Source organism: Pseudobdellovibrio sp. HCB154 (assembly GCF_046267985.1).
Classification (GTDB): domain Bacteria; phylum Bdellovibrionota; class Bdellovibrionia; order Bdellovibrionales; family Bdellovibrionaceae; genus Pseudobdellovibrio.
Genome location: NZ_CP176530.1, coordinates 683,671 through 708,602, shown reverse-complemented (window position 1 = coordinate 708,602; position 24,932 = coordinate 683,671). Strand labels below are relative to the sequence as shown.

Below are 24,932 nucleotides of genomic sequence, written 5' to 3'. Positions count from 1 at the left end.
GCATGGCGCCTAACACCCCAAATGGGGCTTTAGACAATTTTTAACTTTCAAATGCGTCACTCCGCATAGAGATAGCAATTTAAGTTCCAAATGAATTTGCTATTTGCTCTGCAAAATATTGCATTTTTTTTGATAGTTTCATTTTTCCGTGCTTACGACCTAAAAGTAGTTCAACATTTAAAAATGGCTATTGAACAAAATTCGAATGATCTAATTCACGTTGTTACATTACTGGGCGCGGCGGTTGTTGCCGTTCCACTTTTTCGCAAACTTGGACTCGGCTCAGTCCTTGGATATCTTTTTGCCGGTTTAGTGATTGGACCTTTTGGATTTGGTTTATTTTCAGATCCGCAATCTATTCTTCATGTTGCTGAGTTAGGTGTCGTGATGTTCTTATTTGTGATCGGCCTTGAAATGCGCCCTTCCCATTTATGGAGTTTACGCGGGCAGATTTTTGGTCTGGGTTCATTGCAAATTGCTACCTGTTCCATCGCATTAACAGCACTCGCTTTGGCTTTTGGTTATTCATTAACAGTTTCATTTATCAGCGCCATTGGTTTTGTCCTTTCTTCAACAGCTATTGTCATGCAGCTTCTGGGTGAACGTGGTGATGTGGGCCTTCCGCACGGCCAAAAAACAGTTTCCATTTTGCTATTTGAAGATTTGTTGATCGTTCCACTTCTAGCCTTGGTCGCTATTCTTTCACCGATTGGCCGCACTGATGGTATTCAATGGAGTACAATTGGAATTGCGCTTGGGGCTGTTGTTCTAGTCATTGCAGCAGGCCGTTGGCTTCTAAACCCGTTCTTTCATATTCTGGCAAGCTCACGAGCGCGCGAAGTTTTAACAGCAGCTGCTTTATTTGTGGTTTTGGGTACGGCTTTACTTATGCAAGTGAGCGGCTTATCCATGGCCCTTGGTGCTTTTTTGGCCGGAGTTCTTTTAGCTGAATCAACATTCCGTCATCAAATCGAAGCCGACATCGAACCTTTCCGCGGAATTTTATTAGGATTGTTTTTTATCGGCGTAGGAATGTCGTTAGATATAAAAGTCATAACGCAAAATGCACCGGCGATTCTTGCAGGCGTTGTTCTCCTGATGCTTGGCAAAGCCATTTGCATTTATGCCGTCGCCAGATTTATGGGATCTTCTCACCGTGAAGCCGTCGATCGCGCTTCATTAATGGCGCAAGGTGGGGAGTTTGCCGTTGTGTTATATTCAGCGGCTCAGCAAGCCCAAGTTATTCCCGGAGAAGTTAATGCCAGCATGACCGCGATTGTTGTTCTGTCAATGGCTCTAACTCCGTTCGCTTCGTTAATTGCGAAAAGACTTTTATGTTCGGAAGAGCCTTCATTAGATGGCGTCGAAGAAGCACGCGATCTTTCAAGCTGCGGTTTAGTGATCGGCTTTGGCCGCTTTGGCCAAGTGGTCAGCCAACTTTTACTGGCTCGCGATTTAGATATTACAATTATTGACAGTAATCCTGAAAGAATTCGCAATGCCAGCAAATTCGGTTTTAAAATTTATTATGGTGATGGCTCGAGACTGGATGTTCTTCGTGCTTCGGGCGCTGAAAAAGTTTGTTTTATTGCCGTTTGTATTGATAATAAAAAAACAGCGAATAAAATTCTACAATTAGTTAAAGCTGAGTTTCCTCAGGCCAAAATTTTAGTGCGATCTTTCGATCGTATTCACGCACGCGAATTAGTTTTAGAAGGTGTAGATTATCAAATGCGTGAAACTTTCGAATCAGCCATCGTCTTTGGACAAGAAGCTTTACGTACAGCGGAAGTGCCTGAAGATGACATCATAGCCATTGCTGAAGATATCCGCCGCAGAGATGCTGAGCGTTTTGCTCTAGAAACTAGTGGCGCAAGCAATGATGATGTCGCTGTGAGAAATTTATATTATGGAATTCCTAAACCGGCACCTCTCATCGAGCCAAAACGACAAACAAAGATTTTGAACGCGGAAGGACAAAACTTAAATCAGTCGTAATTGCCATTTTATTGCGAAAAAAAGGTGAACCCTCCGCTGTTTTTACTTACACTATAAGTATGTCTCAAAAAGTCAGCTTGGCCGATTTGATTTCACTCGGCACACATCAAAGTAAAAAATGGGATTGGAACTGGTACATCTTATTTGTGACGTGGTTTTTCACCACTAATACCAAGACCTCTCTGGATCAAAAACTTGATTATCTTAATCACCTTCTTGAAAACAATGCTCAATTTAGAGAAGTGTTTATTAAAAAGTGGACGCTCTTTATTGAACAGGTTCAGTTCGATTCACTATGGGTCCATACATTTAGCGGTGAATCTGATTCGTTTATCCAAGAACTGATTTGGGCTTTAAATCAAAAAATTATTTCTGCTCCCCCTCAAGGTTGTGAAATTTCTCATCTCGTAGATGAGGTTTTACAATTAGATGTGCAGTTAGATACTTATCGTTATTTTGATTCAGCCCGTTTTATTAAAATTTTATCTTATTTTCCCGACGAAAAGATTTCACATTTAATTAACGAAGTTCAGGCCTCTTTAGTTCGTTCGATTTATATCCTTTCAAGCAAAAACATGTCAGATATTTATTCATCAATTTTCAAGATGCCTTCATCAGAAAAGTTCAGTTCTGACTTTGTTAAAGTTCTTCAAGTTATTAGTTTGCAAGAAATCAGCGATATGCAGGCTTTAAAAACTTTAAATTCCAGCAATATGGCGATGATCGATAACACCATTGAAAACTTTCGTGAAACTGGCGTAAGTCTTAATGCCCTCTTTAGAATTAAAAAAATTAAATCCCGCCTACAAAGGATCGTGCATCTAACAAAAATGCATGAAGATTATAATTTTAAATCTTTAGCCGCTATTTTAGCTGAAAGAAAAAACTTCTACTCTCTGAAGTTTCAATTTTTTCATTACAGCAGTCAGCTTATTGAAATAGTCTCTTTAACCAGTGCTGAAACCGGTGATCACTACGTGGGCCGTTCCCGCCAGGCCATTGCTAAGCTTTTTACCAGCGCGTGCGGTGGCGGCTTTATTACAGGCTTTACGGTGCTGATTAAAACGCTTTCGTCGTATATGCACTTAGCCCCGTTTTTATCGGGCTTTCTGAATGGAATCAATTATTCCATCTGTTTCATTATTATTTATCTATTGGGTTTTACTTTAGCCACGAAACAACCGGCAGCCATTGCCGCTCACTTAACTTACCAGTGGGAAAAACTAAGCAAATCAGAAATCTTAGATGAAATCGACTCTGTCTTTAAATCGCAATTTTGGGCAGTATTAGGCAACGTGGGAATTGTTATCCCAACGGTCCTGCTATTTTCATATTTATCAGAGTTAGCTTTTCATCAAAACTTTATGAGCCCTGAAAAAGCTCAAGCCCAAATCGCCTCGATGTCGATTTTAAGTTTTACGCCTTTTTATGCGTTTCTCACGGGTTACTTTTTGTGGTTTTCAACATTTGTTTCTGGAGCCGCAGACAACTTTTTTAAAGTTTATAAATTTGATGAAGTTATTTTAAATTCTCCCAAAATTCTTTCATTCTTGTCGCCAGCAAATAAGAGAAAATGGGCGAACTTTTTAAAAAATAATTTCGGAGCTCTTTGCGGCAATACTGTTCTAGGTTTTATTCTGGGCATAGTTCCTGTCTTCGGCGACTTTTTGGGATTACCTATTGATGTCCGCCACGTCACACTGTCATCGGGTAATATAGCCGCTGCAGTTTACACTCTAGGTGTAGATGTTTTTTATAAACCAGAAATTTACTTAGCTATCTTAGGAGTCATTACGACAGGTGTATTAAATCTTTCAGTTTCATTTATGATTTCTCTGCGAGTCGCAGAAAGTTCAAATGCCTTGTCGGAAAAATCATTAGATCAAAACTATTCGAAGAGTTTATTGAATTTGTACATTTTAAAAAAACTAGGACTACGAAAGTAAGATTTAACTCTAATTGACTCCACATAATCAGTAGTTAGGAGTTTACTAAGAGTTCCAACTCTTATTGTTGCGAAATAAAAATAACAAAGCCGTGTTATTAAAAATCGTTATTTAATTTTTGTGATTATTTAAAACAGTGATCAATTTTCTAGAAGAGAAAATTGGTCGGGGCGGCGGGATTCGAACTCGCGACCCTCTGGTCCCAAACCAGATGCGCTACCAGACTGCGCTACGCCCCGACTGTCTGTAGAGGAACAAATTAATCCTTATCGACTTCAATTGTCAAATATTTCGCTGGAAAAGCTGTGAAATCAGCCAAAAAAACCATTAAAAACCTAATTACTTCCAGATTGAAGCCAAGGAATCCTCGCATTGCTGTTTAATACGGCTTTATTGCCCTTAAAACGCAAAAAGGAGGCGTAGTAGCCTCCTTTTTATAAACCGTTTATAGGCCTATTTTTAAGCAATTTTTTTGATTTTATCGAGCTTATCTTTCATGGCCGTATTGTCTTTCTTTAAAGCCACGATCACAGAATTAAGCTCAACGATTTTACGACGTAAAGAATCGACCTCGTTCGGATTACCTAATTGGATTCCCGAAGAAGCCGAAGCTTCTCTTGCAACGTCTTCAGCAGTACGGTTACCACCAGGCGAACCGCCACCACCGCCTTTTTCAAGTTTACTTTCATATTCATCAGGAATTGCAAGATCTGGATCGATCTTATCAAACTTCAATGTTCCTGAGGCAAATAGTAAGCGAGTCTCGTTAATTACTTTCATCAAGCACGCAGAAATTTCATTCGGCGCGGGCGTACCTTCTTTGTACATTTGTTCGAACTTACGTCTTTCGTTAGGACCAAGCTTCGCTGCAAACTCATCGAATTTTTCTTGAGGTAAAGATTTTAAAGCCGTACCGAAAGCTAATGGATTTACTTGCGCTGTAATTTCCATAATGCCTTCAGGCTTCCATGAAAGAATTCTTTCAAAGCTAAGCATTTTTGCTGTAATCGCTTCGCCCCACTTCGGCGTTTCTTCATTTATGATTTTCATAAACTGCTCACGCTTTTTAGGACCACAAGTTTCAATAACTTGTAATAATTGAATAAAACCGCCGGATTTTTTGTATCTATCTACCATTGCCATATAGATAAATGATCGGCTGTTGACTGAGTGAATTTGAATTTTTTTAGAGAAATCATCGAAGATTCTTTTTCAAATAAAAAGAGCGTCTCAGGTTAAGACACTCTTCGTTTGATTTTTATTAATTACGTAACTTACGCCAGCAATTTGTTTATTACTGAACGCCACCTGTTTTAGGGCAAGTGTACTTAATACGAACTTGAATACCTTCAGAACCGCGGTTGAATACGATGTAACTACCATTCCAAGTGTGAGGAACAGTCGCTGCCGGATTATTTGCAACCTCAACTACAGGAGCTGCAGCTGGAGAACATTTTAAATCAAATCTACGAGCTGAATCAGCTACTTTAGCTGCCATATTGTTGAAGTAGTTTGAGTAATTCGACTCACAAATACTGATAATTTGTCCGCGAGGTTGTGCGTTACCATCAATATCTTGCGAAGCTGAAGATGATAAAGCCCAGTATTCCATTCCCGGATTTGCACCAATAACATAATTTCCGTATTGGTCTTTGATTGTTACTCCACTTTGCGTCTTAAAAGCTTCTTTTTGCGCCGTCGCACAAACAGCATCTTTCACGATGATCGAGTTAAATTCCCAGTATTTACTAGAAAATTTAGTGTTAATTAATGATGTTAATGCCGATGCGCGATCATCTGCTTCAAACGATGATGTATTTCCACTGCGAACATCTTCATTTGATAGAGCAATAATGTTTAAGTGAGCATCACTTCTTACAAAACTACCAACATTATTAGTTAAAACATAGTTAGCTGCTTTAATCCCACGCTCATCACCAGAAGCACAAGTGTTATTGTAAGCTGTATTGTAACTAGCTAGTGTTTGAAAACTAGGACCATAAGTATTGTAGTAAGACTTAATCATGTTTTCGCAGGCTAAAGTTTCTGATCTCACGATGGCGGCATTGAACATATTTGCACGGTTAGAATCACTTCTAGTTAAAAATGTAGAATTATTTGCAAAAGTAATTAACGGAGAAGCAGAAAGTTTAGTCGCATCTGTTGTTGTCATTGCGATTTTGTAATCAATTTCACGACCATCAAGCTGTTGAATAAAACCAGTAAAAGCTTGAGCTAAACGATATTGAATAACCGACATCGAAGCCGAGTTATCATTAACAAATAAAATATCAACTTTTCCAGTTCCTACTTTATGAGATTGATCCCAATTCTGTGTACCGCTCGGATCAACGATACAACCAGCTGTACAATCTGCATTTTGTGCAACCGATGGAGAAAATTTAGTAGGGGAACAAGCTATAACTGAGCCCAAAGCCGACAACAAAAAGACATGAGCATAGTAAAGTTGTTTCAGTTTCATAGAACACCTCTACCTGACTTGTTACAAATAAAGTGCCCGTCAAAGTTTTATTAAAATGAAATATAAGAGGGGTAGCTCAAAATGAGCTGTCTAACGATTAGACATAGGCTCAAAAAGCGCATTATTGAATCCCAAATAACCGATTTTGGGCAAAAAAAAACCCCGAATAGTTTCCTACTCGGGGTTATAAAAATAGAGCTGGCATCGTGCTACTCTCTCACACAGTTGCCCGTGCAATACCATCGCCGCAAGAGAGCTTAACTTCTGAGTTCGGAATGGGATCAGGTGTGACCTCTCTGCTATAGACACCAGCAAATTGTATTAATTGATTTTTAGCGAATGTTAGTTAGATTCGAAATTTGGTCTTGCGACCGAGAATTATTTTAAAAAAGCCTCACGACCTATTAGTAAATATAAGCTGAATGCATTACTGCAAGTACACTTTATTCCTATCAACCTCGTAGTCTCCGAGGGGTCTTTAGGGGGCCGAAGCCCCAGAGAAATCTTATCTTGTAGTTAGCTTCCCGCTTAGATGCTTTCAGCGGTTATCTATTCCGTACATAGCTACCCTGCATTGCTCTTGGCAGAACAACAGGAACACCAGAGGTACGTCCATCCCGGTCCTCTCGTACTAAGGACAGGTCTACTCAAATTTCTTTCGCCCACAGAAGATAAGGACCAAACTGTCTCACGACGTTCTGAACCCAGCTCGCGTACCACTTTAATTGGCGAACAGCCAAACCCTTGGGACCTGCTCCAGCCCCAGGATGTGATGAGCCGACATCGAGGTGCCAAACTCCATCGTCGATATGGACTCTTGGATGGAATAAGCCTGTTATCCCCGGAGTACCTTTTATCCGTTGAGCGATGGCCCTTCCACGCGGGACCACCGGATCACTTTGGCCTGCTTTCGCACCTGCTCGACTTGTAAGTCTCGCAGTCAAGCCCCCTTATGCCAATGCACTCGACGCCTGGTTTCCAATCAGGCTGAGGGGACCATCGCGCGCCTCCGTTACTTTTTGGGAGGCGACCGCCCCAGTCAAACTGCCCACCAGACAGTGTCCCTCCCCTCGATAAAAGGGGCAGGTTAGATTTCAAAGTTTTCAAGGGTGGTATTTCAAGGACGCCTCCACCGAGTCTAGCGACTCGGCTTCAAAGGCTCCCACCTATCCTACACATGAAAACTCTAAAATCACTGTCAAGCTACAGTAAAGGTTCACGGGGTCTTTCCGTCTTTCTGCGGGTACCCGGCATTTTCACCGAGAATTCAATTTCGCGAGGCCCTTGGTTGAGACACCGGAGAAGTCGTTACGCCATTCGTGCAGGTCGGAACTTACCCGACAAGGAATTTCGCTACCTTAGGACCGTTATAGTTACGGCCGCCGTTTACTGGGGCTTCGATTCTCGGCTTCGCTTGCGCTGACCAATCCTCTTAACCTTCCAGCACCGGGCAGGCGTCAGTACGTATACTTCGTCTTGAGACTTTGCACATACCTGTGTTTTTGATAAACAGTCGCTACTCCCAACTCTCTGCGACCCCAAATGGCTTCACGAGTAAATCGCTACACCTTCTGGGGCACACCTTTTCCCGAAGTTACGGTGTTAAGTTGCCGAGTTCCTTAACCAAGATTCACCTCATCGCCTTAGATTATTCATCCCACTCACCTGAGTCGGTTTACGGTACGGGTAATATATTAAAATATCGCAACTTTTCTTGAATGCATGGCTCGATACGCTTCCGGGATAAATCCCTCGCATTCAGCTCTCAGAGTTACGCCAGGCGTACTTAACTACCTGACCTCCTACAACCTTACACCCCAATCCAATAAGGGGCCGTATGTACCTACACTGTCATTGCTATACCAATCATATATCAGTTACGGAATATTAACCGTATGTCCATCGATTACGCCAATTGGCCTCATCTTAGGTCCCGACTAACCCTGGGAGGATTATCCTTGCCCAGGAACCCTTGAGTTTTCGGCGCCCAGGTTTTTCACCTGAGTTCAACGCTACTTATGTCAGCATGATCACTTCGAGTTCGTCCAGCTGTCCTCACGGTCAACCTTCAGCCTATGCTCGAACGCTCCCCTACCCCTTGTATTACTACAAAGCCATGGCTTCGGTAACATGCTTAGCCCCGTTATATCTTCCGCGCGGAGTCACTAGACTAGTGAGCTATTACGCTTTCTTTAAAGGATTGCTGCTTCTAAGCCAACCTCCTAGTTGTCACAGTAACTCTACAACGTTTTCCACTTAGCATGCATTTAGGGACCTTAGCCGATGGTCTGGGCTCTTTCCCTCTCGACGTATGACCTTATCACCCTACGTCTGCCTTCCAGGGTACATATCAACGGCATTCGGAGTTTATTTGGGTTTGGTAATCTGGTAAAGACCCCTAGCCCATTCAGTGCTCTACCTCCGTGATACAATTTACCTGAAGCTATACCTAAATATATTTCGGGGAGAACCAGCTATCACCCAGTTTGATTGGCCTTTCACCCCTAATCACAGCTCATCCAAAGGTTTTTCAACACCAACTAGTTCGGCCCTCCACGAGGTGTTACCCTCGCTTCAGCCTGGCCATGATTAGATCACTGGGTTTCGGGTCTTTCCCTACAGACTAACGCCCTATTCAGACTCGCTTTCGCTACGGCTCCACCTTCAACGGCTTAACCTTGCCTGCAAAGAAAACTCGCTGACTCATTATGCAAAAGGTACGCAGTCGACCACATAAGGGTCTTCTACTGCTTGTAGATATGCGGTTTCAGGTTCTATTTCACTCCCCTCTCGGGGTTCTTTTCACCTTTCCCTCACGGTACTTGTCCTCTATCGGTAACTGTTTAGTATTTAGGCTTGGAGGGTGGTCCCCCCAGATTCCCAGCGGATTTCACGTGTCCGGTGGTACTCAGGATACTCCTAGAGCTGTTAACATTTTCGATTACAGGGCTATCACCTTGTTTTGCCGCACTTTCCAGAGCGTTCATCTAATGTTAACGAGTCTCACATCGAAGTCCTACAACCCCAAATTCAAAAATGAACTTGGTTTGGCCTATTACCCTTTCGCTCGCCACTACTCGGATAATCTCGTTTGATTTATTTTCCAGATGGTACTGAGATGTTTCACTTCCCATCGTTTGCTTCTGCAACCTATGTATTCAGTTACAGATTCCATTTAAGGAGGGTTTCCCCATTCAGAAATCTCCGGATCAAAGTGTGTGTGCCACTCCCCGAAGCTTATCGCAGCTTACCACGTCTTTCATCGCCTAACAGTTCCAAGGCATTCACCAGCATACCCTTAGTAGCTTTAAAATTATATATATGAATCTAACCTCGCTAAAAATCAATTAATACAATCTACTGAAATTTGATCTTACGATCATAATTTGTAAATTTAATTATTAGTCTACTGAACACATCTTTCGATGATGTTAGTAAATTTAAAAACTCTACTATCGTTTCGAAATAAATTTCGAAGTTTCGTAGTTTACATATTCAATTGTCAAAGAACACTTTGTGTATTTCTACACTAAAATTTTTTAGTTGGTGGGCCTGGGATGACTTGAACATCCGACCCCACGCTTATCAAGCGTGTGCTCTAACCAACTGAGCTACAGGCCCATGACCAGTAGTTCATTCAAAACTAAATAGCAATAAAAGATTTTGGGTTTGACCTAAGATTGTAGCGCTTACACTTTTGTAAACAAAAGTAGCATTCTACGTAAATCCTTAGAAAGGAGGTGATCCAGCCGCAGGTTCCCCTACGGCTACCTTGTTACGACTTCACCCCAATCATCGACCTTACCTTGGGCGCCTACCTCCTTGCGGTTAGCACAGCGACTTCTGGTAAAACCAACTTTCATGGTGTGACGGGCGGTGTGTACAAGGCCCGGGAACGTATTCACCGCGGCATTCTGATCCGCGATTACTAGCGATTCCAACTTCACGTAGTCGAGTTGCAGACTACGATCTGAACTTAGATGGCTTTTAAGCGATTTGCTCCACCTCGCGGCTTTGCTTCGCTCTGTGACCACCATTGTAGCACGTGTGTAGCCCTAGGCATAAGGGCCATGAGGACTTGACGTCATCCCCACCTTCCTCCTGCTTAACGCAGGCAGTCCCTCTAGAGTGCCCAACTAAATGCTGGCAACTAAAGGTAAGGGTTGCGCTCGTTGCGGGACTTAACCCAACATCTCACGACACGAGCTGACGACAGCCATGCAGCACCTGTGAACCGACCCTTGCGGGCGACGGCATTTCTGCCAGTCTTCCAGTCCATGTCAAGCCTAGGTAAGGTTCTTCGCGTTGCATCGAATTAAACCACATGCTCCACCGCTTGTGCGGGCCCCCGTCAATTTCTTTGAGTTTTAATCTTGCGACCGTACTCCCCAGGCGGGATACTTAACGCGTTAGCTACGTCACTAGAGGGGTCAATACCTCTAACAACAAGTATCCATCGTTTATGGCGTGGACTACCAGGGTATCTAATCCTGTTTGATCCCCACGCTTTCGGGTCTCAGTGTCAGTGTTGGCCCAGTTACTCGCCTTCGCCTCCGGTATTCCTGTTGATATCTACGTATTTCACCACTACACCAACAATTCCAGTAACCTCTACCACACTCAAGACTTCCAGTATCAAATGCACTTCCAGGGTTGAGCCCTGGGATTTCACATCTGACTTAGAAGCCCACCTACACCCGCTTTACGCCCAATGATTCCGAACAACGCTAGGATCCCTCGTCTTACCGCGGCTGCTGGCACGAAGTTAGCCGATCCTTTCTTGCATGGTACATTCATTGTGTTATTCCCATACGACAGAGCTTTACGACCCGAAGGCCTTCATCACTCACGCGGCGTCGCTGCGTCAGGGTTTCCCCCATTGCGCAATATTCCCTACTGCTGCCTCCCGTAGGAGTCTGGACCGTGTCTCAGTTCCAGTGTGACTGATCATCCTCTAAGACCAGTTAGAGATCGTCGCCTTGGTGAGCCATTACCTCACCAACTAGCTAATCTCGCATAGACTCATCTTCAAGCGAAAAACCTTTAACCCCTAGAGCCTCAGCTCTTGTGGTCTTATCCGGTATTAGCCAATCTTTCGACTGGTTATCCCCGACTCGAAGGCAGATTATCTATGTATTCCTCACCCGTGCGCCACTGGTATTGCTACCCGTTCGACTTGCATGTATTAGGCACGCCGCCAGCGTTTGTTCTGAGCCAGAATCAAACTCTCCAGTTAAAAAAACTAAAAAGTTTAAAAATCTGTTCATTTTTATTTGATATCACCGAAGTGATATCTCATTGAGATAAATACGAATAAAATTTGTATTTAAATAGTTTCTTTTAATATAAAGAAACTTAGAAATTGATAATATAACCTAGATAACTTTTGTTACGCTAGTTACTGATTAAACAGTATTATATTAGCCCAAAATCTTTTAGCTATTCAGTTTTCAAAGAACCCGATCATTTCGCTTTGCTTTCGCTTAGCGTTTTTATTTCAACAAGGACGTCAGTTTTAATTCATCCGCCCAACCTCGTCAACATCTTTTTTCAAAATTATTTTTTAAAATTCGAAGAACTTTAAAAACAATTCCAAGGTATTGATCGAAGGAGCGTCAGTTTTAAGTTAGCTGAGTTACTCCGTCAACACTTTTTAAAATTATTTTTAAAAATTAAAAACAACTTATAAAAGTGAGGATTTGGTGGAGGCAACAGGGATCGAACCTGCGACCTTCTGAATGCAAATCAGATGCTCTCCCAGCTGAGCTATGCCCCCGATGTCTTTTGCTGTTCGACGTTTGTCGCTTATCCCAAAGCTTCTGGCAATACCTTTTTTAAAAAAAAGTTAAAAAACTGGTTTTTTCAAACCAGTTGTTATTTTTTTAGGCGTGAGTGTGAGTACTTTAGGCAGTAGCTGCGAGCGGATTCAGCAAGAATGCTGAAAACCATTGCTTTTCGGCCTTCATCTCGAAGCCGACTTGCTCAGCCCCAAGCATAATACTTTGATATACTTTTTTCAAAACTTCCAATTCAGTGGCTGTTTGGTACGTATCTTCACCGTCTGTAAGGTCTTCAATAGCCTTATAAACACTGTTTAGATCGACCGTAGTCACTACTTTTGGGATTTTTGTCGCATCAAAGCCCACTAACTCTAGTGGTTTGAATCCGATTAAATTTTTCGTAATTAAAATCTTCGTTTTATTTTGGAAGTTAATCTGAATGAATTGCGATCCATCATAATCAGTGCGCGCTAGAACTTTTTCTACGTCTGCGAACTTGAAGCTAATAGCTTTATGATCTTCATTCTGAGTTACGCTTAAAGAAGTCTGATCGAATTCGAATTTTACATAGCGAGTAGATTCAAGAAAATTTACGATCTCATTCATGTTGTCTGAACTTACTCTCTCATTTGGCTTCTTCAAGGTGGCCTCCACAATATTGCCGTAATATACCAAAATTTCTATCGACCACTTGTGAGCGACTCTTTAAAATATTTTTGTATCAAATTAAGAATCTGTGAAATATATTAGGCTTATTATGAAAATTACCCGCTGGACCGCTGAAATACCGGTAAATAAAGACATTATTTTAAAACTTTTTGAGGCCGAAGGGCTTGAACCAAGACCTTTTCAGATCAAATCTGGTTCTCGTTTAGTGAATCAAAGAACGCATTTAACTGAAATTATCCAGATCGCTGAAGGCGAATTGATCTTTAATCTGTCAGGAACGCAGTTTGTTCTCCGCCCTGGAGATAAACTGGAGCTACCGGCGAATACCGCCTACTCTTTCAGTAATATTAAAAACGAAGAAAGCGTGATGTATTCCGCACAAAAAATTTAAAGGGGCTTTTAAGCCCCTTTTTTATTTCTATTTTTACTCTTTTAATTATTCCGTACCTAATTCACTGCCACTTGAAGCTTTAAACGATGGGGTTGCCAGCGTTTTTAAGACCCTTGGTGAGATAAAGAACATTAACTCTGTCTTTTGGCTCGTATTAGCATCTGTTCTAAATAGAGTTCCTAACACAGGAATATCTTTTAACCCAGGGATTCCCTTACGGATATGTGTCACATCCGATGTAAATACGCCCCCGATAACGGCCGTATCACCGCTTTTTACGATGATATTGGTTTTGATCTCACGCTGAGTTCTTGTTCCTGTTCCTGTAGCTGCAGAACGTTCGATTTTTAAATCTAAGTTTACAGTGCCGATACTTGAAATGAGCGGCTTAACATCTAAGTTTACACCCACTTCAACCTCTTTAAAGGTTTGAGTCACTGTTGTTGTTCCTGCCGTTTGTGTTTCAGTTGAAGGAACCTGAATCACCGAGCCCTGTTTAATCGTAGCTTGTTGGTTATGTAATACGGCGATTCTTGGAGAAGAAAGGATTTTTACCTTATTTTCTTCTTCGTCTAACGCTAAACGAGTTGATAAATCACCGAAAGCCCCGAACTGCCCCATCCACAGAGAACCTGTGAAGGAACCTGTCGTTGATGGGTTAAATGTTGCGGATGGGCTGTAAAAACGGCTTAAACCACCATTTCCCGTTACCACACGGTCACGACCTGGGATTACAAGGTTAGCATCACCTGTAGATGCTAAGTTGAAACCGAAGTTAACCCCGATTTGACGAGCATAGGTTTCAGAAGCCTCAACTACACGGCCTTCGATAACGACTTGCTGTGGTTGTGAGTCTAATAACTGGATTAACTTTTCAACCTGACTCAGCTTACTTACCGTTTCAGTGACGATTAATGAATTTGTACGCGAATCAACCGTCACTTTACCGCGGCCTGCATTTTGTCCGGCAACGTTTCCTTCAGCGATAAAATCTTTAATTTTAGTCTCTAAAGCTGTTACATCGGCGTAGTTAATAGAGAAGTTTTTAACCACTAAAGATTCATTCTTAAGTTTGGCTTCTCTTAAGCGAAGTGCATCTTCTTCTTCTTTAGCCAAGGCTTCAACCGGGCCCACGCGAAGAACTTGCCCTTGGCGGCGGTAAGCTAGTTTTTTTGACTTTAAAATTGTAACTAAAGCTTGGTCCCAAGGTACTTTACGTAGTTTTAAGCTAATTTTACCTGCGATATTATCATCAAAAATCATATTAATCCCTGATTCTTCAGAGATAAACTTTAAGACATCACGTACATCCATATCTGTTGTTTCGATAGAGATCTTACGGCCATAAAATTTATTATTATTAGCTAAGAAGTCTTCGATACTGTCTGAATTCATGATTCCAAGGCTTGCGGCATCGTCTGATTCTCCGCCTTCGGCTGCAGCCATGGCTTCTGGAGTTTTATCATCGACTCCACTTGGAGTGCCTACGATTAATAATGTATTACCTTCTGGTTGAACCAGTGGCTCTTGTGAACCTGAACGTAATTGAACCACGAAGCGGGCTACGTTTGAGTTCGCGTTTTGATAGATATCAATACTTCCGATATTTGATGTCATATCCTTAGTATTTAGAGGTCTTTTTAAACGATCCGGCACAACAGCGTTTTGAACTTCAACCACTAATTGATTCGTGTTTGAGTTCATACGTGTTTTAAACTGAAGCGGATTATCAGCCGAAATCACTAAAGTTCCGCCATTGCTATTACCTAAGAATTTCACATCACTGATTTTAGCTGCAGGGCCATCAACCACTGGCGGTGGCGGTTCAGCAGCCACTTCTTGGGGTTGTGGAGGGATTTCAACATTTTCTTCCGGTGCCGGAGGTGGCGGTTCAGAAGCTTGCTCTGGTGGAGCTTCATCTTGTGATGGCTTATCGAATTCAGCGAATTCGTCTTTAGCATTAGGATCAGCTGTTGCGGCATCGGCAGTATCATCAAGAGTTAATTCAGTGCCTGTTTCATCTTCGACACCGAAATCATCATCAACGACTTTTTTCTTTGTTGAACAAGAAAACGAAGTAAGGCTCAGTACTAATAGTAATGAAAGCAGTCGCTTTGTAATCATTCAATCCTCCTAATCGAACTAACTATTTACCTGACGAAGAGATATCCATCACGACCGGGATATTATCCTGGATCACAGTGATCGTACCTTCGGAAATCGCTGATATAATTCCATCTTTATCACCGATTCGGTAATTACGTTTTAATAAATGCATTGTGTTTGATGGGTCTACGATCATAGCTTTCGGACTCTTCACATCCCAGATCACACCCACTAAACGGTAATCACGCAGTGGCCAACGACGGATCGCTTCGATCTTATCGTCGATACGAACTTCTTCGGTCTTCTGCGGTTTTAAACTTTTTTCTTCTAATTCTAAAATATATAACGGCTTACGGAATGGATCGCGATCCGGGTTACTTAATTCACCGACGTAAGACTTTGTGTGTTTAAATAAAATCCCCGTTGCCGGAGAAATATTCGGACGACTTGGCGGTGGTGGAGCTACCGGTTTTGGCGGAGCCGGTGGAGCTGCTACCGCAGCGTCTTCTGGCATATCAGGAATATCTGCCGGTTTACCTGGCGGAGGAGCTGCTGGCTGCGCCGTAGGAGAAGTTGGTTTAGCTTCAGGAAATGCAGGCATATCTGGAAAATCCGCCTGGGCATGTAACAATGGCGCTAAACCTAAATAATAAGTCGCCGCCAACGCCAACATCATCGCCGCTAAATATAAAGAGGATTTTTTAAGAAGTGAGATAATGTTTTTCATTATTTCATCTCCTCTTTAGGAGCTGCCCCTGGAAGAGCCGGTGTTTTTGCGGCAGCAACGGCAGCTTGTCTGTATCCAATAAGAACAGCTTCTACAGTTAAGTTCTTATTCGGGCCATCGGTGCCGTTTTCTGCTTTAATCTTTAATTCTGAAATTTTAATAATTTTTTCCATACCCCCAATTTGGGTCATGAAATTATTTAACTGCGCAAAACTGCCTTGAAAAACGTAGTTGATTGCTACTTTTTGCACAAGATTGGCTTCTTCTGCATTTTGCGTGGCTTCAGGGCTATTTATTTGCTGTGGATCAGAGTTACTTAATTTTGCGATTTTTAAATCTGTCGCAGCACTCACTTGTTCAACGATAATACGTAATTCGGAAGTCTCAAAATCAATAGGAATTTTTGATTTAACAGCTTCGTAAGTTTTAGCTAATGAAGCTACGTCGGCACGCATTTCTTCTTCTTTTTTCAGAACACGTTCAGTTTCGACTTTTTTAGCTGTTTCTTCAGTAATTTGCGCCTGTAAACCCTGGATTTCTGCAAGTAGGGCATCACCATTGTTATACATCGTGAAAAAATAAACCATCGTCAGGATAAACCCGAAAATAGCAATACGATTTACCGAAAGGGTTGATACCTTAGCCATCAACTCATTCATTTTTGGCTCCTTCGGTAGTTGCGTATTCAGCCGTGATCAGGAAAGAACGAATTCTTAAGTCTGACTTAAACTGCTCACTCTGTGGCATAACATCAATATTTTGTAATTTTACATTTTTTAAAATTTGCGTGCTTGTGAGTTTTCCTTCGAAATCAGAAATCGCTTTTTCTGTATCGCCGCCACCCATAAACTGTATTTTATTACCCGTAGTTTCTAAACCATTTAACCAGACCCCTGAAGGAATAGCTTCTTTCAGACGGTTAACAAGCTCTAGCGGGAATAATCTTTCACGCGAAATACGCTCTAAGAATTGTGTTTGGCGGTTTAAACGCTTTTTATCTTCTTCGTATTTTGCAATTTCAGCCGCAATAGCTTCTTTTCTTTGGTTGAATTCAACTAATGTTCCTAATTCAGACGCGAAACCTTGTTTTTGGCTTTCAAGCTGCGGAATATTGTATTGTTCGTAACCGATCAAACCTAAAGGCCCCATTAAAAAGACAATCGCCCTTTTAACAAAGTCAGAGCGCATCTGTTTTGCATCATCACCAAAATCGGCTGCAAAATCTGCTTCAACTGCTGAGTAAGATTTAAGTAAGTTAACCTTAATCACGAGTCACCCACTTCGCGCAATGCAAGACCTAGCGTCGTCGATAAAAACGGCGTGATCTGTTGTAGGTAAGCCGGAGTTAATTTTTTGTTGGCCGGTTTAATTCTGATTAACGGATTTAACGGCTCAAATGGGATTTTGAGTGAGTCTTGAAGATGATCCGTCATACCTTCAGTTAAACTAGCTCCACCAGTAAAATAAGCTTTGGTAATTTGTAAATCGCCACCTGAAGCTGAATAGAAATCAATCGAGTTACGGATTTCTTCTGTCACGTAATCAAGAGCCATATTCATGAAAGTTTTTGTGTTCTCAGGCTGTTCCGTTGTTTGATCTTGCTGAGTCAGCTTTAGTGCTTCAGCTTCTTCAAGCGTAATACCCATGTTTTTACTGATCTCGTTGGTAAAGTGAAAACCACCTACCGGAATATCACGCACGAATAAAACTTCGCCCTGAAGAATCACTAGGAATTGTGTCGAGTTCGCACCGAAATTGAATAACGCCACCGGCTCGTTGAAACGGCCATAGTTAAATTCAAAAATGTTCGCTAAAGCTAAGCTTGCGACATCGATGATTTTACATTTTAGGCCAGAGAAAGTTGTTACTTCGACATACTTTCCGATGAAGTCATTTTGGGCCGCGATGATCAACACATCCATCATATCTGGAGTCGTAGAAAATGGCAGGATGTGATGCTCAAGCGTGACTTGCGAAATATCAAATGGCAGGTACTGTTGCGCTTCGAATTTAATCTGTTCTTTGAGTTCTTTTGGATCTCGTTTTGGGAGTGAGATTTTTTTAACAATAGCTGAGTTTCCCCACATGCCAACATTCACGATTTTGCGAGTGAAACGTTGTTCTTTATGCAGAGATTTGATCGCTTCACCTAATAAGAAAGAATCGGTGATTTCACCATTGGTCATGGCTTGCGGAGGGGTCTGAACTGACGCAAAGTTTTCAAGCTCAGCGGTGTTTCCGCTAAGTTTTAATTCGGCCATTTTGATTGAACTTGATCCTAAATCTAGTCCAATCACCTTCTTTGATGAAAATAACATGCTGCTCAGACTCCCAACCTAAATTATCCAATCCTTGGTAGAGTCTTGTCAAAGTTTGTACGATTTCTAGACGTCTGGTCCAGTTGAACCTAAGTGCAACTGTAACTTTTTAAAATTGTGGGAAAAACAGATCGATATACCAATTTCCTACGGACTTTAGTCCTAGGATATATAAAATAGCACCCAAGGCGATGAATGGACCAAATGGAATAACCGCTTTTAATTTGTCTTCACTGTGCCGTGAAACATAAATTCCAACAATAGAACCTAAAACTGATGACGACAAAATAACAAAAGGGATGGCTCTCCAACCTAATAAAGCTCCGATCCAGGCAAGAAGTTTAATATCTCCCCCACCTAAACCTTCGCGGCCGGTAAAAACATAATATACATAAGCGACCAACCATAAAACGCCGCCGCCGAATAAAAATCCAATGAAACCTTCCATAAATTCACGTTCAGGATTTATCGCAGCTCCGATAAGTGCTAGAGCGCATCCACCTAAAGTGATTTCATCTGGCAAAATCATATGATCTAAATCGATAAAACTTCCGGCCACTAAACCGAAAACTAAAATAAAATATTCTAAAGTTAACCAGCTAAAGCCATAAAGATGAAAAACAGCGAGCCAAAGTGCCGCCATAATAAATTCAACTAAAGGATAACGAATTGAAAACTTAGCCTGGCAATTGGCACATTTTCCTCTCAAGATAAAATACGAAAGCATTGGAATATTGTGATACCATGCCACCGTTTTACCACATTCTTTGCAATGACTACGACCGGTGATTTTTTCGCCTTTAGGCATACGGTAAATCAGAACGTTAGCAAAACTTCCGAAGCAAGCTCCGAAAAGAAAAACCATAAAATAGAAAAAAGGCATTAAATCAGACAATTTCTTTCTTTCTAAATAGCAACGAAGCTAAATACATGCTGGCTAAAATCCAACCGAAGCTATGCAAAAAAGCCCAGCCTAAATCTGAAGGATTGATGAGTGACTTTAAAAAGCCATAACTTTTCCAGTTAAATTTGTAAAACTGAGGAAAGATCGCACTTAATACCGTGAAGATTTCTTTACTGTTTTCGATCTGTGCTTTTTCCATAAAGAATTGGACTTCGATGATTGAATAACTCATGAGCCAAACTGTAATTGAAAGAACAAAAGCAAACATCGGGCGTGCGATAACGCTGATTAATAATCCAATGGATCCGATCACCAGTGACTTAAGATAGATCACTGCAATAGCTAAAAGATAATTAATACTGAACATTAAATTTGGACTAGTGATAAAGAAGTAAAGTGTAACAGCCAATACGACGGCGGCAATAAAGTTTAAAATTGCCAAGCTTCCGAAATAGCCAACGAGAATTTTCCAACGTGGAATTGGTCGCGCTAACAAAACTAAAATCGTTTTACGTTCGATTTCTTTAGCTAAGGAATGGGTTGAGAAAAAGCAGGCAATAAAAACTAAGGCGATTTCAATACCCGCTAAACCGAAATCAACAACCAAGCGTTGCTGCTCAGTGAAGCTTAAAGAACCTAATAATTGGCTAAAGCAAACAAATAAGAACGCTAAAAATAAAACGATTTGAAAAAACTTAAGACGAAACCACTCTTGCGTGTTTACCCACATTAATCTGATCATACGTTGTAGTTTACCTCAAATTGACCTTTGAATGCCTTGTAAGCTTCTTGCAATGTGCTGTAGTTTTTTTTGAATTCTGGCGTAGAGCCATTATAAAAACATTCACCCTGATGAATCACGATCAACTCTTCGCAAAGTTCATCGATGTCTTCTAATAAGTGGCTGCTCATTAGAACTGTAATATGAGTTTTCTTTAAATCTTTTAGAATATCTTTAATTAAAATTCTTCCATCAGGATCTAAACCTGACATCGGTTCATCTAAAATTAAAAAATCAGGAAAAGCGATGAGTGACTGGGCGATACCTATACGCTGTAACATTCCTTTTGAGTAATCTTTTAATTTTTTGTCTTTCGCATGAGTGAGTTTTACTAATTCTAAAACTTCAGCGGCACGGTGTTTAAAATTATCCTTTTTAGCACCTGATAAATCCCAGTGAAGTTTAAGGAACTCCATGCCCGTTAAAAATTCCTGGAAAAACGGACGTTCAGGCAAATAACCGATATGTTTTTTAAATTCGATAAAAGATTGGTTATCGCCGAATTGAATCGTGCCTTTATCTGGAAAAATAAACTGCAAAAGACATTTAATCGTCGTGGTTTTACCCGCTCCGTTCGGGCCGATAAGACCAATAAACTTACCTTGTGGAATAACGAACGAAACGTTTTTTAAAACCTGTGTCGGCTTTTTATAAAAGTCTGGCTGAAAGGATTTTTGAATACCACTAACTTTAATAATATCCATATTACTGATTAAATACCTTTTTTACTTCGCGTACCGGATCATACTGTTTAGAGGTTGCTGGCATTAATTCGCCTTTACCCATAACTTCAGAGATAAGCTTTTTTGTACCTGCATCACTTTGCATTTCGATTAATTCATACATCAATTCATGAGTCAGTTTTGGATATTGATTATAAAAATCCTGACGAACCACGATCGGATCATTCGGAATCGGAGCACTTACCCATAACAGTCTAAATTTAGACTTAGGATTTTTCTTAAATCTTTCCCAAGCGCCATCATTTGTTTTTTCATCATCCACAAACACCGCGGCCACATCGGCTTCTTTATTTTCTAACTTTTCAACCGAAGCCGCATGACTCCCCGAAAAAGTAACAGATTTAAAGCTTTCATCTTTAAGATTGTTTTTACGTAAATAAACTTGAGGATAAAGATAGCCAGACGCCGACTGCGGATCGACAAACACGATCGATTTACCTTTTAAATCTTTAATAGATTTAATTTTACTATCAGCGCGAACAACTAGGCCTGAAAAATAATAAGGCCCATTATAAGTCTTCTTAAGAAGTACCTTAACCGGAACTTCTTTTTCTGCCTCAACTAAACTCAAGGCAGAGAGAAAAGCATAATCCACTTTCTTGTCTTTAAGTGCGGTATTCAAAGCCGCATAATTTTTAGAAATATAAATATTAACAGGAATGTTTAATTTCTTCTGAAGCTGTTCAGCAACTACTTTAGATTCAGCCTTGATAGCTTCCGGATGACCACCAGGAATCAACCCCAGGGTAATAGATTTAGGCGCAGCCTCAGCCAACGCCAATAAAGAAAACAAACTAGTAATAAGAAAACTTTTAAACTTCATCCAAGCCATCCATGTGCTAAGAGTGATTTAAAATTGCTTTTAAATCACTCGGACCTGGTTAAAAGCTTAGATGACTTACTTCAAAACGTCCAGTCTTTGCTTTTTCTAGGGCTAGAACGAATGCCTCAGCCGCATCGCTTTCTGTCAAACATGGAATGCTATAGTCAGTACACGCTCTTCTGATGGCAAAACTTGCCTCAACTGCATGACGGCCTGCCGTAGTGTTAATAACAAAATGCACTTGGCCAGAACGAATACGATCCACACAGTGAGGACGTCCTTCATGAACTTTATTTAAACTTAAACACTGAACATTATGTTCTTTTAAAAACTCTGCGGTTCCGCGCGTGCCTGAAAAAGTAAAACCAAGTTTTTGTAATGTGCTTAAAAGCGGAAGCATTGGTTGTTTATCTTTATCACGCAGAGATAAAAACACTTCGCCCGATTTTGGTAAAGCTAAGTGACTTGAAACGAAAGCTTTTACTAAAGCTTCTGAATAAGTATCGGCACGCCCCATTGATTCGCCTGTTGATTTCATTTCAGGGCCAAGCACTGAATCTGAATCTTGGAATTTTTTAAATGGAAAGACCACGCCTTTTACGCAAACCTGTTTGATCTTTTTCCAGTCATAAGCTTTTTCTTCTGGAGTTAATTCAAGACCTAGTTGGCCTTTCATTCCTAAATCAACTAAAGGAATACCGGTAGCTTTTGCTAAGAAGGGAACTGAACGTGAACTTCTTGGATTAGCTTCAAGAACATAAATCACATCGTTTTTAATCGCTAATTGTAAGTTTAAATGGCCTTCGACATTTAATTTATCAGCTAATTTAAGGCTCATTTTTTCAATTTTCTCTAACGTTTCTTGTTTTAAACGCTGAGGGGGAACCACGCCCATACTGTCGCCTGAGTGAACTCCGGCCGCTTCGATATGTTCGATGATACCACCAACTAAAATCCAATTTTTTCCGCGCACTAAATCGACGTCGACCTCTAAAGCACCTGATAAGAATTGATCCATTAAACATGGATTTTTACCACCGATAAAATCTTTGTGGCGTTCAAAGTAAGATTCTAATTCACCACGGTTTTCGATCACTTCCATACGACGGCCACCGATCACATAACTTGGACGGCAGATCATTGGGTAACCGACTTCGGCTTCTTTTTGTAAAGCTTCGCCGATGTTTCCAGCCATAGCTGAATTTGGAATTGATAAATTTAATTCGCGGCAAAGTTCAGCGAACTTTTTACGATCTTCAGCTAAATCAATCGAATTTAATGAAGAACCTAAAAGTTTAAAACCTTCTTGAGTTAAGCTTCTTGCTAAGTTGATTGGCGTTTGCCCGCCAAGCTGTGCGATAAAGCCTTCTGGTTTAATCACATTGAACACTTCAGTTAAGTGTTCAAGTGTTAATGGTTCAAAGAATAATAAATCTGAAGTGTCGTAGTCTGTTGATACCGTTTCAGGATTTGAATTTAACATCGCCACTTTGTAGCCCAATTTTTGTAAGGCCTTTACACCGCGAACGCATGAGTAATCAAACTCAATACCTTGGCCGATACGGTTTGGACCACTGCCGATCACCGCAATAGTTTTTGGAATAGCGATCGAACCTTCTGGTTTACTCCAGTAAGTTGAATAATAATACGGAGTTGATGAAGCAAATTCACCGGCACAAGTATCAACTTGGAAGAACGCAGGGCGAATTCCAAATTTGTGACGAATATTTTTTAAGTTTGAAGTTTGGAAATCTTTTAATTTCGCTAAACGAGCGTCAGTAAAACCTAAACGTTTAGCTTTTAATAAAAGCTCTGTTGTTAGTTCAGCGTTTTTAAATGTTGATTCAAACTTTACAATCGTTTCTAACTGCTCCAAGAACCACGGCGTGATTTGCGTTAGTTCGCAAAGCATATTTAAGCTTAAACCATGACGGAAAGCTTGAAAAATGTGCCAGATTCTTTGTGAATTTGGATAAGAAACTTTTTCTAAATCGAAATCAACTTCTTGAATAGCTTCAGTGTTTTTTTCTAGCGCCGCTAAAGCTTTCATAAATGATTCTTGGAAAGTACGGCCGATAGCCATCACTTCGCCCACAGATTTCATTTGTGTTGTTAAAATATCTTTTGAGCCTTGGAACTTCTCAAAAGCAAAACGTGGAATTTTAGTCACCACGTAATCTAAAGCCGGCTCGTAACATGTTGGTGTTACTTGCGTGATATCATTTTTTAACTCATGTAATTGGTAACCAATCGCTAATAAGGCTGCGATTTTTGCAATCGGGAAACCTGTCGCTTTACTTGCTAAAGCTGATGAACGAGACACACGTGGGTTCATTTCGATAACTACGCGTTCACCCGTTTTAGGATTTGTGGCGAATTGAACGTTCGCGCCACCTGTTTGAATACCAACTCGGTTGATAATCTTACAAGCTTCGTCACGCATCGCTTGATATTCGCGGTCTGATAAAGTTTGTTGCGGAGCTACTGTGATCGAATCACCTGTATGAACCCCACATGGATCAAAATTTTCAATTGAGCACACGACAACAAACGTACCGTTTGAATCGCGCATCACTTCTAATTCAAATTCTTTCCAGCCTAAGATGGATTCTTCAACCAGAACTTCTGATGTTGGAGACTCATGAAGAGCTTGCACAAGCATTTGTTTGTACTCTTCAGGTGAGTAAGCTACACCGCCACCGCCACCACCTAGAGTGTAGTTTGGGCGAAGAATAAGTGGGTAACCTAAAACATCAGCTGCTGCGATACCTTGATCAAAGTTTTTAACCATCTCTGAACGTGGGTATTTAGCGCCGATTTCATCTAAGATGGCGCGAAATTTTTCGCGATCTTCTGCAGCTTCGATCACTTCTGGAGTTGCTCCTAAAAGTTGAACGTTGTGTTTTTTTAAGATGCCTTTTTTATCTAAAGATAAGGCTAAATTCAGAGCCGTTTGACCACCAAGGGTTGGAATCACGGCATCTGGTTTTTCTTTTTCTAGGATTTTTTCTAAGAACTCAACTTCAAGAGGTTCTACATAAGTGCGTGTCGCGATATCTGGATCAGTCATGATTGTAGCTGGATTTGAGTTAACTAAGATAACCTCTAATCCTTCTGCCATTAAAGCTTTACAAGCTTGTGTTCCCGAATAATCAAACTCACAGGCTTGGCCGATTTTAATGGGACCGCTACCGATGATTAAAACTCTTTTGAATTTTTCTAAACGAGGCACCTATGTACTCCAGTCGTGTCGAAGACACACTT

General features: G+C 41.0%; 16 protein-coding genes, 3 tRNA genes and 3 rRNA genes. 3 read left to right on the top strand and 19 right to left on the bottom strand.

The genetic code is table 11. From position 1 onward, the window contains the following. Window positions 1-183 precede the first annotated feature (183 nt). Entirely contained in the window at window positions 184-1,998 is a 1,815-nt protein-coding gene (locus tag ACKWCF_RS03595; protein WP_409480243.1) for a monovalent cation:proton antiporter-2 (CPA2) family protein, read from the top strand. A 59-nt stretch (window positions 1,999-2,057) separates the two neighbouring features. After that, entirely contained in the window at window positions 2,058-3,944 is a 1,887-nt protein-coding gene (locus ACKWCF_RS03590; protein ID WP_409479328.1) for a hypothetical protein, read from the top strand. Between the two features lie 162 nt (window positions 3,945-4,106). On the opposite strand, the gene ACKWCF_RS03585 is transcribed toward ACKWCF_RS03590, so the two are convergent. From ACKWCF_RS03585 to ACKWCF_RS03545, 9 genes are all read right to left on the bottom strand, one after another. Then, window positions 4,107-4,183, bottom strand: a tRNA-Pro gene (locus ACKWCF_RS03585). A 220-nt stretch (window positions 4,184-4,403) separates the two neighbouring features. Beyond that, window positions 4,404-5,087: a FliG C-terminal domain-containing protein gene (locus ACKWCF_RS03580; RefSeq protein ID WP_409479327.1), complete on the bottom strand. Its 684-nt coding sequence runs from the start codon at window positions 5,085-5,087 to the stop codon at window positions 4,404-4,406. 151 nt (window positions 5,088-5,238) lie between these two features. Further along, window positions 5,239-6,426 (bottom strand): hypothetical protein, encoded by a 1,188-nt coding sequence (locus tag ACKWCF_RS03575; RefSeq protein ID WP_409479326.1) that lies wholly within the window; start codon window positions 6,424-6,426, stop codon window positions 5,239-5,241. Between the two features lie 196 nt (window positions 6,427-6,622). Next, window positions 6,623-6,739: ribosomal RNA gene (gene rrf / locus ACKWCF_RS03570) — 5S ribosomal RNA — on the bottom strand. A gap of 70 nt (window positions 6,740-6,809) precedes the next feature. Further along, window positions 6,810-9,738 (bottom strand): 23S ribosomal RNA (locus tag ACKWCF_RS03565). A gap of 232 nt (window positions 9,739-9,970) precedes the next feature. Continuing rightward, a tRNA-Ile gene (locus ACKWCF_RS03560) sits at window positions 9,971-10,047 on the bottom strand. Between the two features lie 112 nt (window positions 10,048-10,159). Next, window positions 10,160-11,662, bottom strand: a 16S ribosomal RNA gene (locus tag ACKWCF_RS03555). Together the 16S, 23S and 5S rRNA genes with 2 tRNA genes alongside form the textbook arrangement of a ribosomal RNA operon. Before the next feature lie 464 nt (window positions 11,663-12,126). Beyond that, window positions 12,127-12,202, bottom strand: a tRNA-Ala gene (locus ACKWCF_RS03550). A gap of 127 nt (window positions 12,203-12,329) precedes the next feature. Then, complete coding sequence (locus tag ACKWCF_RS03545) at window positions 12,330-12,848, bottom strand: hypothetical protein (RefSeq protein WP_409479325.1); 519 nt, start codon at window positions 12,846-12,848, stop codon at window positions 12,330-12,332. A 115-nt stretch (window positions 12,849-12,963) separates the two neighbouring features. Between ACKWCF_RS03545 and ACKWCF_RS03540 the strand changes: the two genes are divergently transcribed. After that, complete coding sequence (locus ACKWCF_RS03540) at window positions 12,964-13,266, top strand: cupin domain-containing protein (RefSeq protein ID WP_409479324.1); 303 nt, start codon at window positions 12,964-12,966, stop codon at window positions 13,264-13,266. Between the two features lie 45 nt (window positions 13,267-13,311). On the opposite strand, the gene pilQ is transcribed toward ACKWCF_RS03540, so the two are convergent. From pilQ to carB, 10 genes are all read right to left on the bottom strand, one after another. Beyond that, entirely contained in the window at window positions 13,312-15,390 is a 2,079-nt protein-coding gene (gene pilQ, locus ACKWCF_RS03535) for a type IV pilus secretin PilQ (RefSeq protein ID WP_409479323.1), read from the bottom strand. Window positions 15,391-15,412: 22 nt separating this feature from the next. Next, the gene (locus ACKWCF_RS03530; RefSeq protein WP_409479322.1) at window positions 15,413-16,099 is read right to left on the bottom strand and encodes a pilus assembly protein PilP; all 687 of its coding nucleotides are present in this window, start codon (window positions 16,097-16,099) and stop codon (window positions 15,413-15,415) included. Beyond that, window positions 16,099-16,758 (bottom strand): type 4a pilus biogenesis protein PilO, encoded by a 660-nt coding sequence (gene pilO, locus ACKWCF_RS03525; RefSeq protein WP_409479321.1) that lies wholly within the window; start codon window positions 16,756-16,758, stop codon window positions 16,099-16,101. The genes ACKWCF_RS03530 and pilO overlap by 1 nt, the downstream gene beginning before the upstream one ends. Continuing rightward, entirely contained in the window at window positions 16,751-17,368 is a 618-nt protein-coding gene (locus tag ACKWCF_RS03520) for a PilN domain-containing protein (RefSeq protein WP_409479320.1), read from the bottom strand. Before ACKWCF_RS03520 ends, pilO begins: the two co-directional genes overlap by 8 nt. Then, a complete protein-coding gene (pilM, locus tag ACKWCF_RS03515; protein WP_409479319.1) occupies window positions 17,365-18,417 on the bottom strand; it encodes a type IV pilus assembly protein PilM in 1,053 nt (350 codons plus the stop codon). The genes ACKWCF_RS03520 and pilM overlap by 4 nt, the downstream gene beginning before the upstream one ends. Before the next feature lie 109 nt (window positions 18,418-18,526). Next, complete coding sequence (locus tag ACKWCF_RS03510) at window positions 18,527-19,282, bottom strand: prepilin peptidase (protein ID WP_409479318.1); 756 nt, start codon at window positions 19,280-19,282, stop codon at window positions 18,527-18,529. Window positions 19,283-19,304: 22 nt separating this feature from the next. Continuing rightward, window positions 19,305-20,063 carry an ABC transporter permease subunit gene (locus tag ACKWCF_RS03505; RefSeq protein ID WP_409479317.1) on the bottom strand — a complete coding sequence of 253 codons (759 nt, stop codon included), beginning with the start codon at window positions 20,061-20,063 and terminating at the stop codon, window positions 19,305-19,307. Continuing rightward, window positions 20,060-20,806 (bottom strand): ABC transporter ATP-binding protein, encoded by a 747-nt coding sequence (locus ACKWCF_RS03500; RefSeq protein ID WP_409479316.1) that lies wholly within the window; start codon window positions 20,804-20,806, stop codon window positions 20,060-20,062. The genes ACKWCF_RS03505 and ACKWCF_RS03500 overlap by 4 nt, the downstream gene beginning before the upstream one ends. 1 nt (window position 20,807) lies before the next feature. After that, window positions 20,808-21,668 (bottom strand): phosphate/phosphite/phosphonate ABC transporter substrate-binding protein, encoded by an 861-nt coding sequence (phnD, locus tag ACKWCF_RS03495; protein WP_409479315.1) that lies wholly within the window; start codon window positions 21,666-21,668, stop codon window positions 20,808-20,810. A 58-nt stretch (window positions 21,669-21,726) separates the two neighbouring features. Further along, window positions 21,727-24,900 carry a carbamoyl-phosphate synthase large subunit gene (gene carB / locus ACKWCF_RS03490; protein WP_409479314.1) on the bottom strand — a complete coding sequence of 1,058 codons (3,174 nt, stop codon included), beginning with the start codon at window positions 24,898-24,900 and terminating at the stop codon, window positions 21,727-21,729. Window positions 24,901-24,932: the final 32 nt, after the last annotated feature.

Coding starts and splice junctions, on each gene's coding strand:
- ACKWCF_RS03595 (WP_409480243.1), top strand. CDS start 184: ATGGCTATTGAACAAAATTCGAATGATCTAATTCACGTTGTTACATTA.
- ACKWCF_RS03590 (WP_409479328.1), top strand. CDS start 2,058: ATGTCTCAAAAAGTCAGCTTGGCCGATTTGATTTCACTCGGCACACAT.
- ACKWCF_RS03580 (WP_409479327.1), bottom strand. CDS start 5,087: ATGGCAATGGTAGATAGATACAAAAAATCCGGCGGTTTTATTCAATTA.
- ACKWCF_RS03575 (WP_409479326.1), bottom strand. CDS start 6,426: ATGAAACTGAAACAACTTTACTATGCTCATGTCTTTTTGTTGTCGGCT.
- ACKWCF_RS03540 (WP_409479324.1), top strand. CDS start 12,964: ATGAAAATTACCCGCTGGACCGCTGAAATACCGGTAAATAAAGACATT.
- pilQ (WP_409479323.1), bottom strand. CDS start 15,390: ATGATTACAAAGCGACTGCTTTCATTACTATTAGTACTGAGCCTTACT.
- ACKWCF_RS03530 (WP_409479322.1), bottom strand. CDS start 16,099: ATGAAAAACATTATCTCACTTCTTAAAAAATCCTCTTTATATTTAGCG.
- pilO (WP_409479321.1), bottom strand. CDS start 16,758: ATGAATGAGTTGATGGCTAAGGTATCAACCCTTTCGGTAAATCGTATT.
- pilM (WP_409479319.1), bottom strand. CDS start 18,417: ATGTTATTTTCATCAAAGAAGGTGATTGGACTAGATTTAGGATCAAGT.
- ACKWCF_RS03510 (WP_409479318.1), bottom strand. CDS start 19,282: ATGGTTTTTCTTTTCGGAGCTTGCTTCGGAAGTTTTGCTAACGTTCTG.
- ACKWCF_RS03505 (WP_409479317.1), bottom strand. CDS start 20,063: ATGATCAGATTAATGTGGGTAAACACGCAAGAGTGGTTTCGTCTTAAG.
- ACKWCF_RS03500 (WP_409479316.1), bottom strand. CDS start 20,806: ATGGATATTATTAAAGTTAGTGGTATTCAAAAATCCTTTCAGCCAGAC.
- phnD (WP_409479315.1), bottom strand. CDS start 21,668: ATGAAGTTTAAAAGTTTTCTTATTACTAGTTTGTTTTCTTTATTGGCG.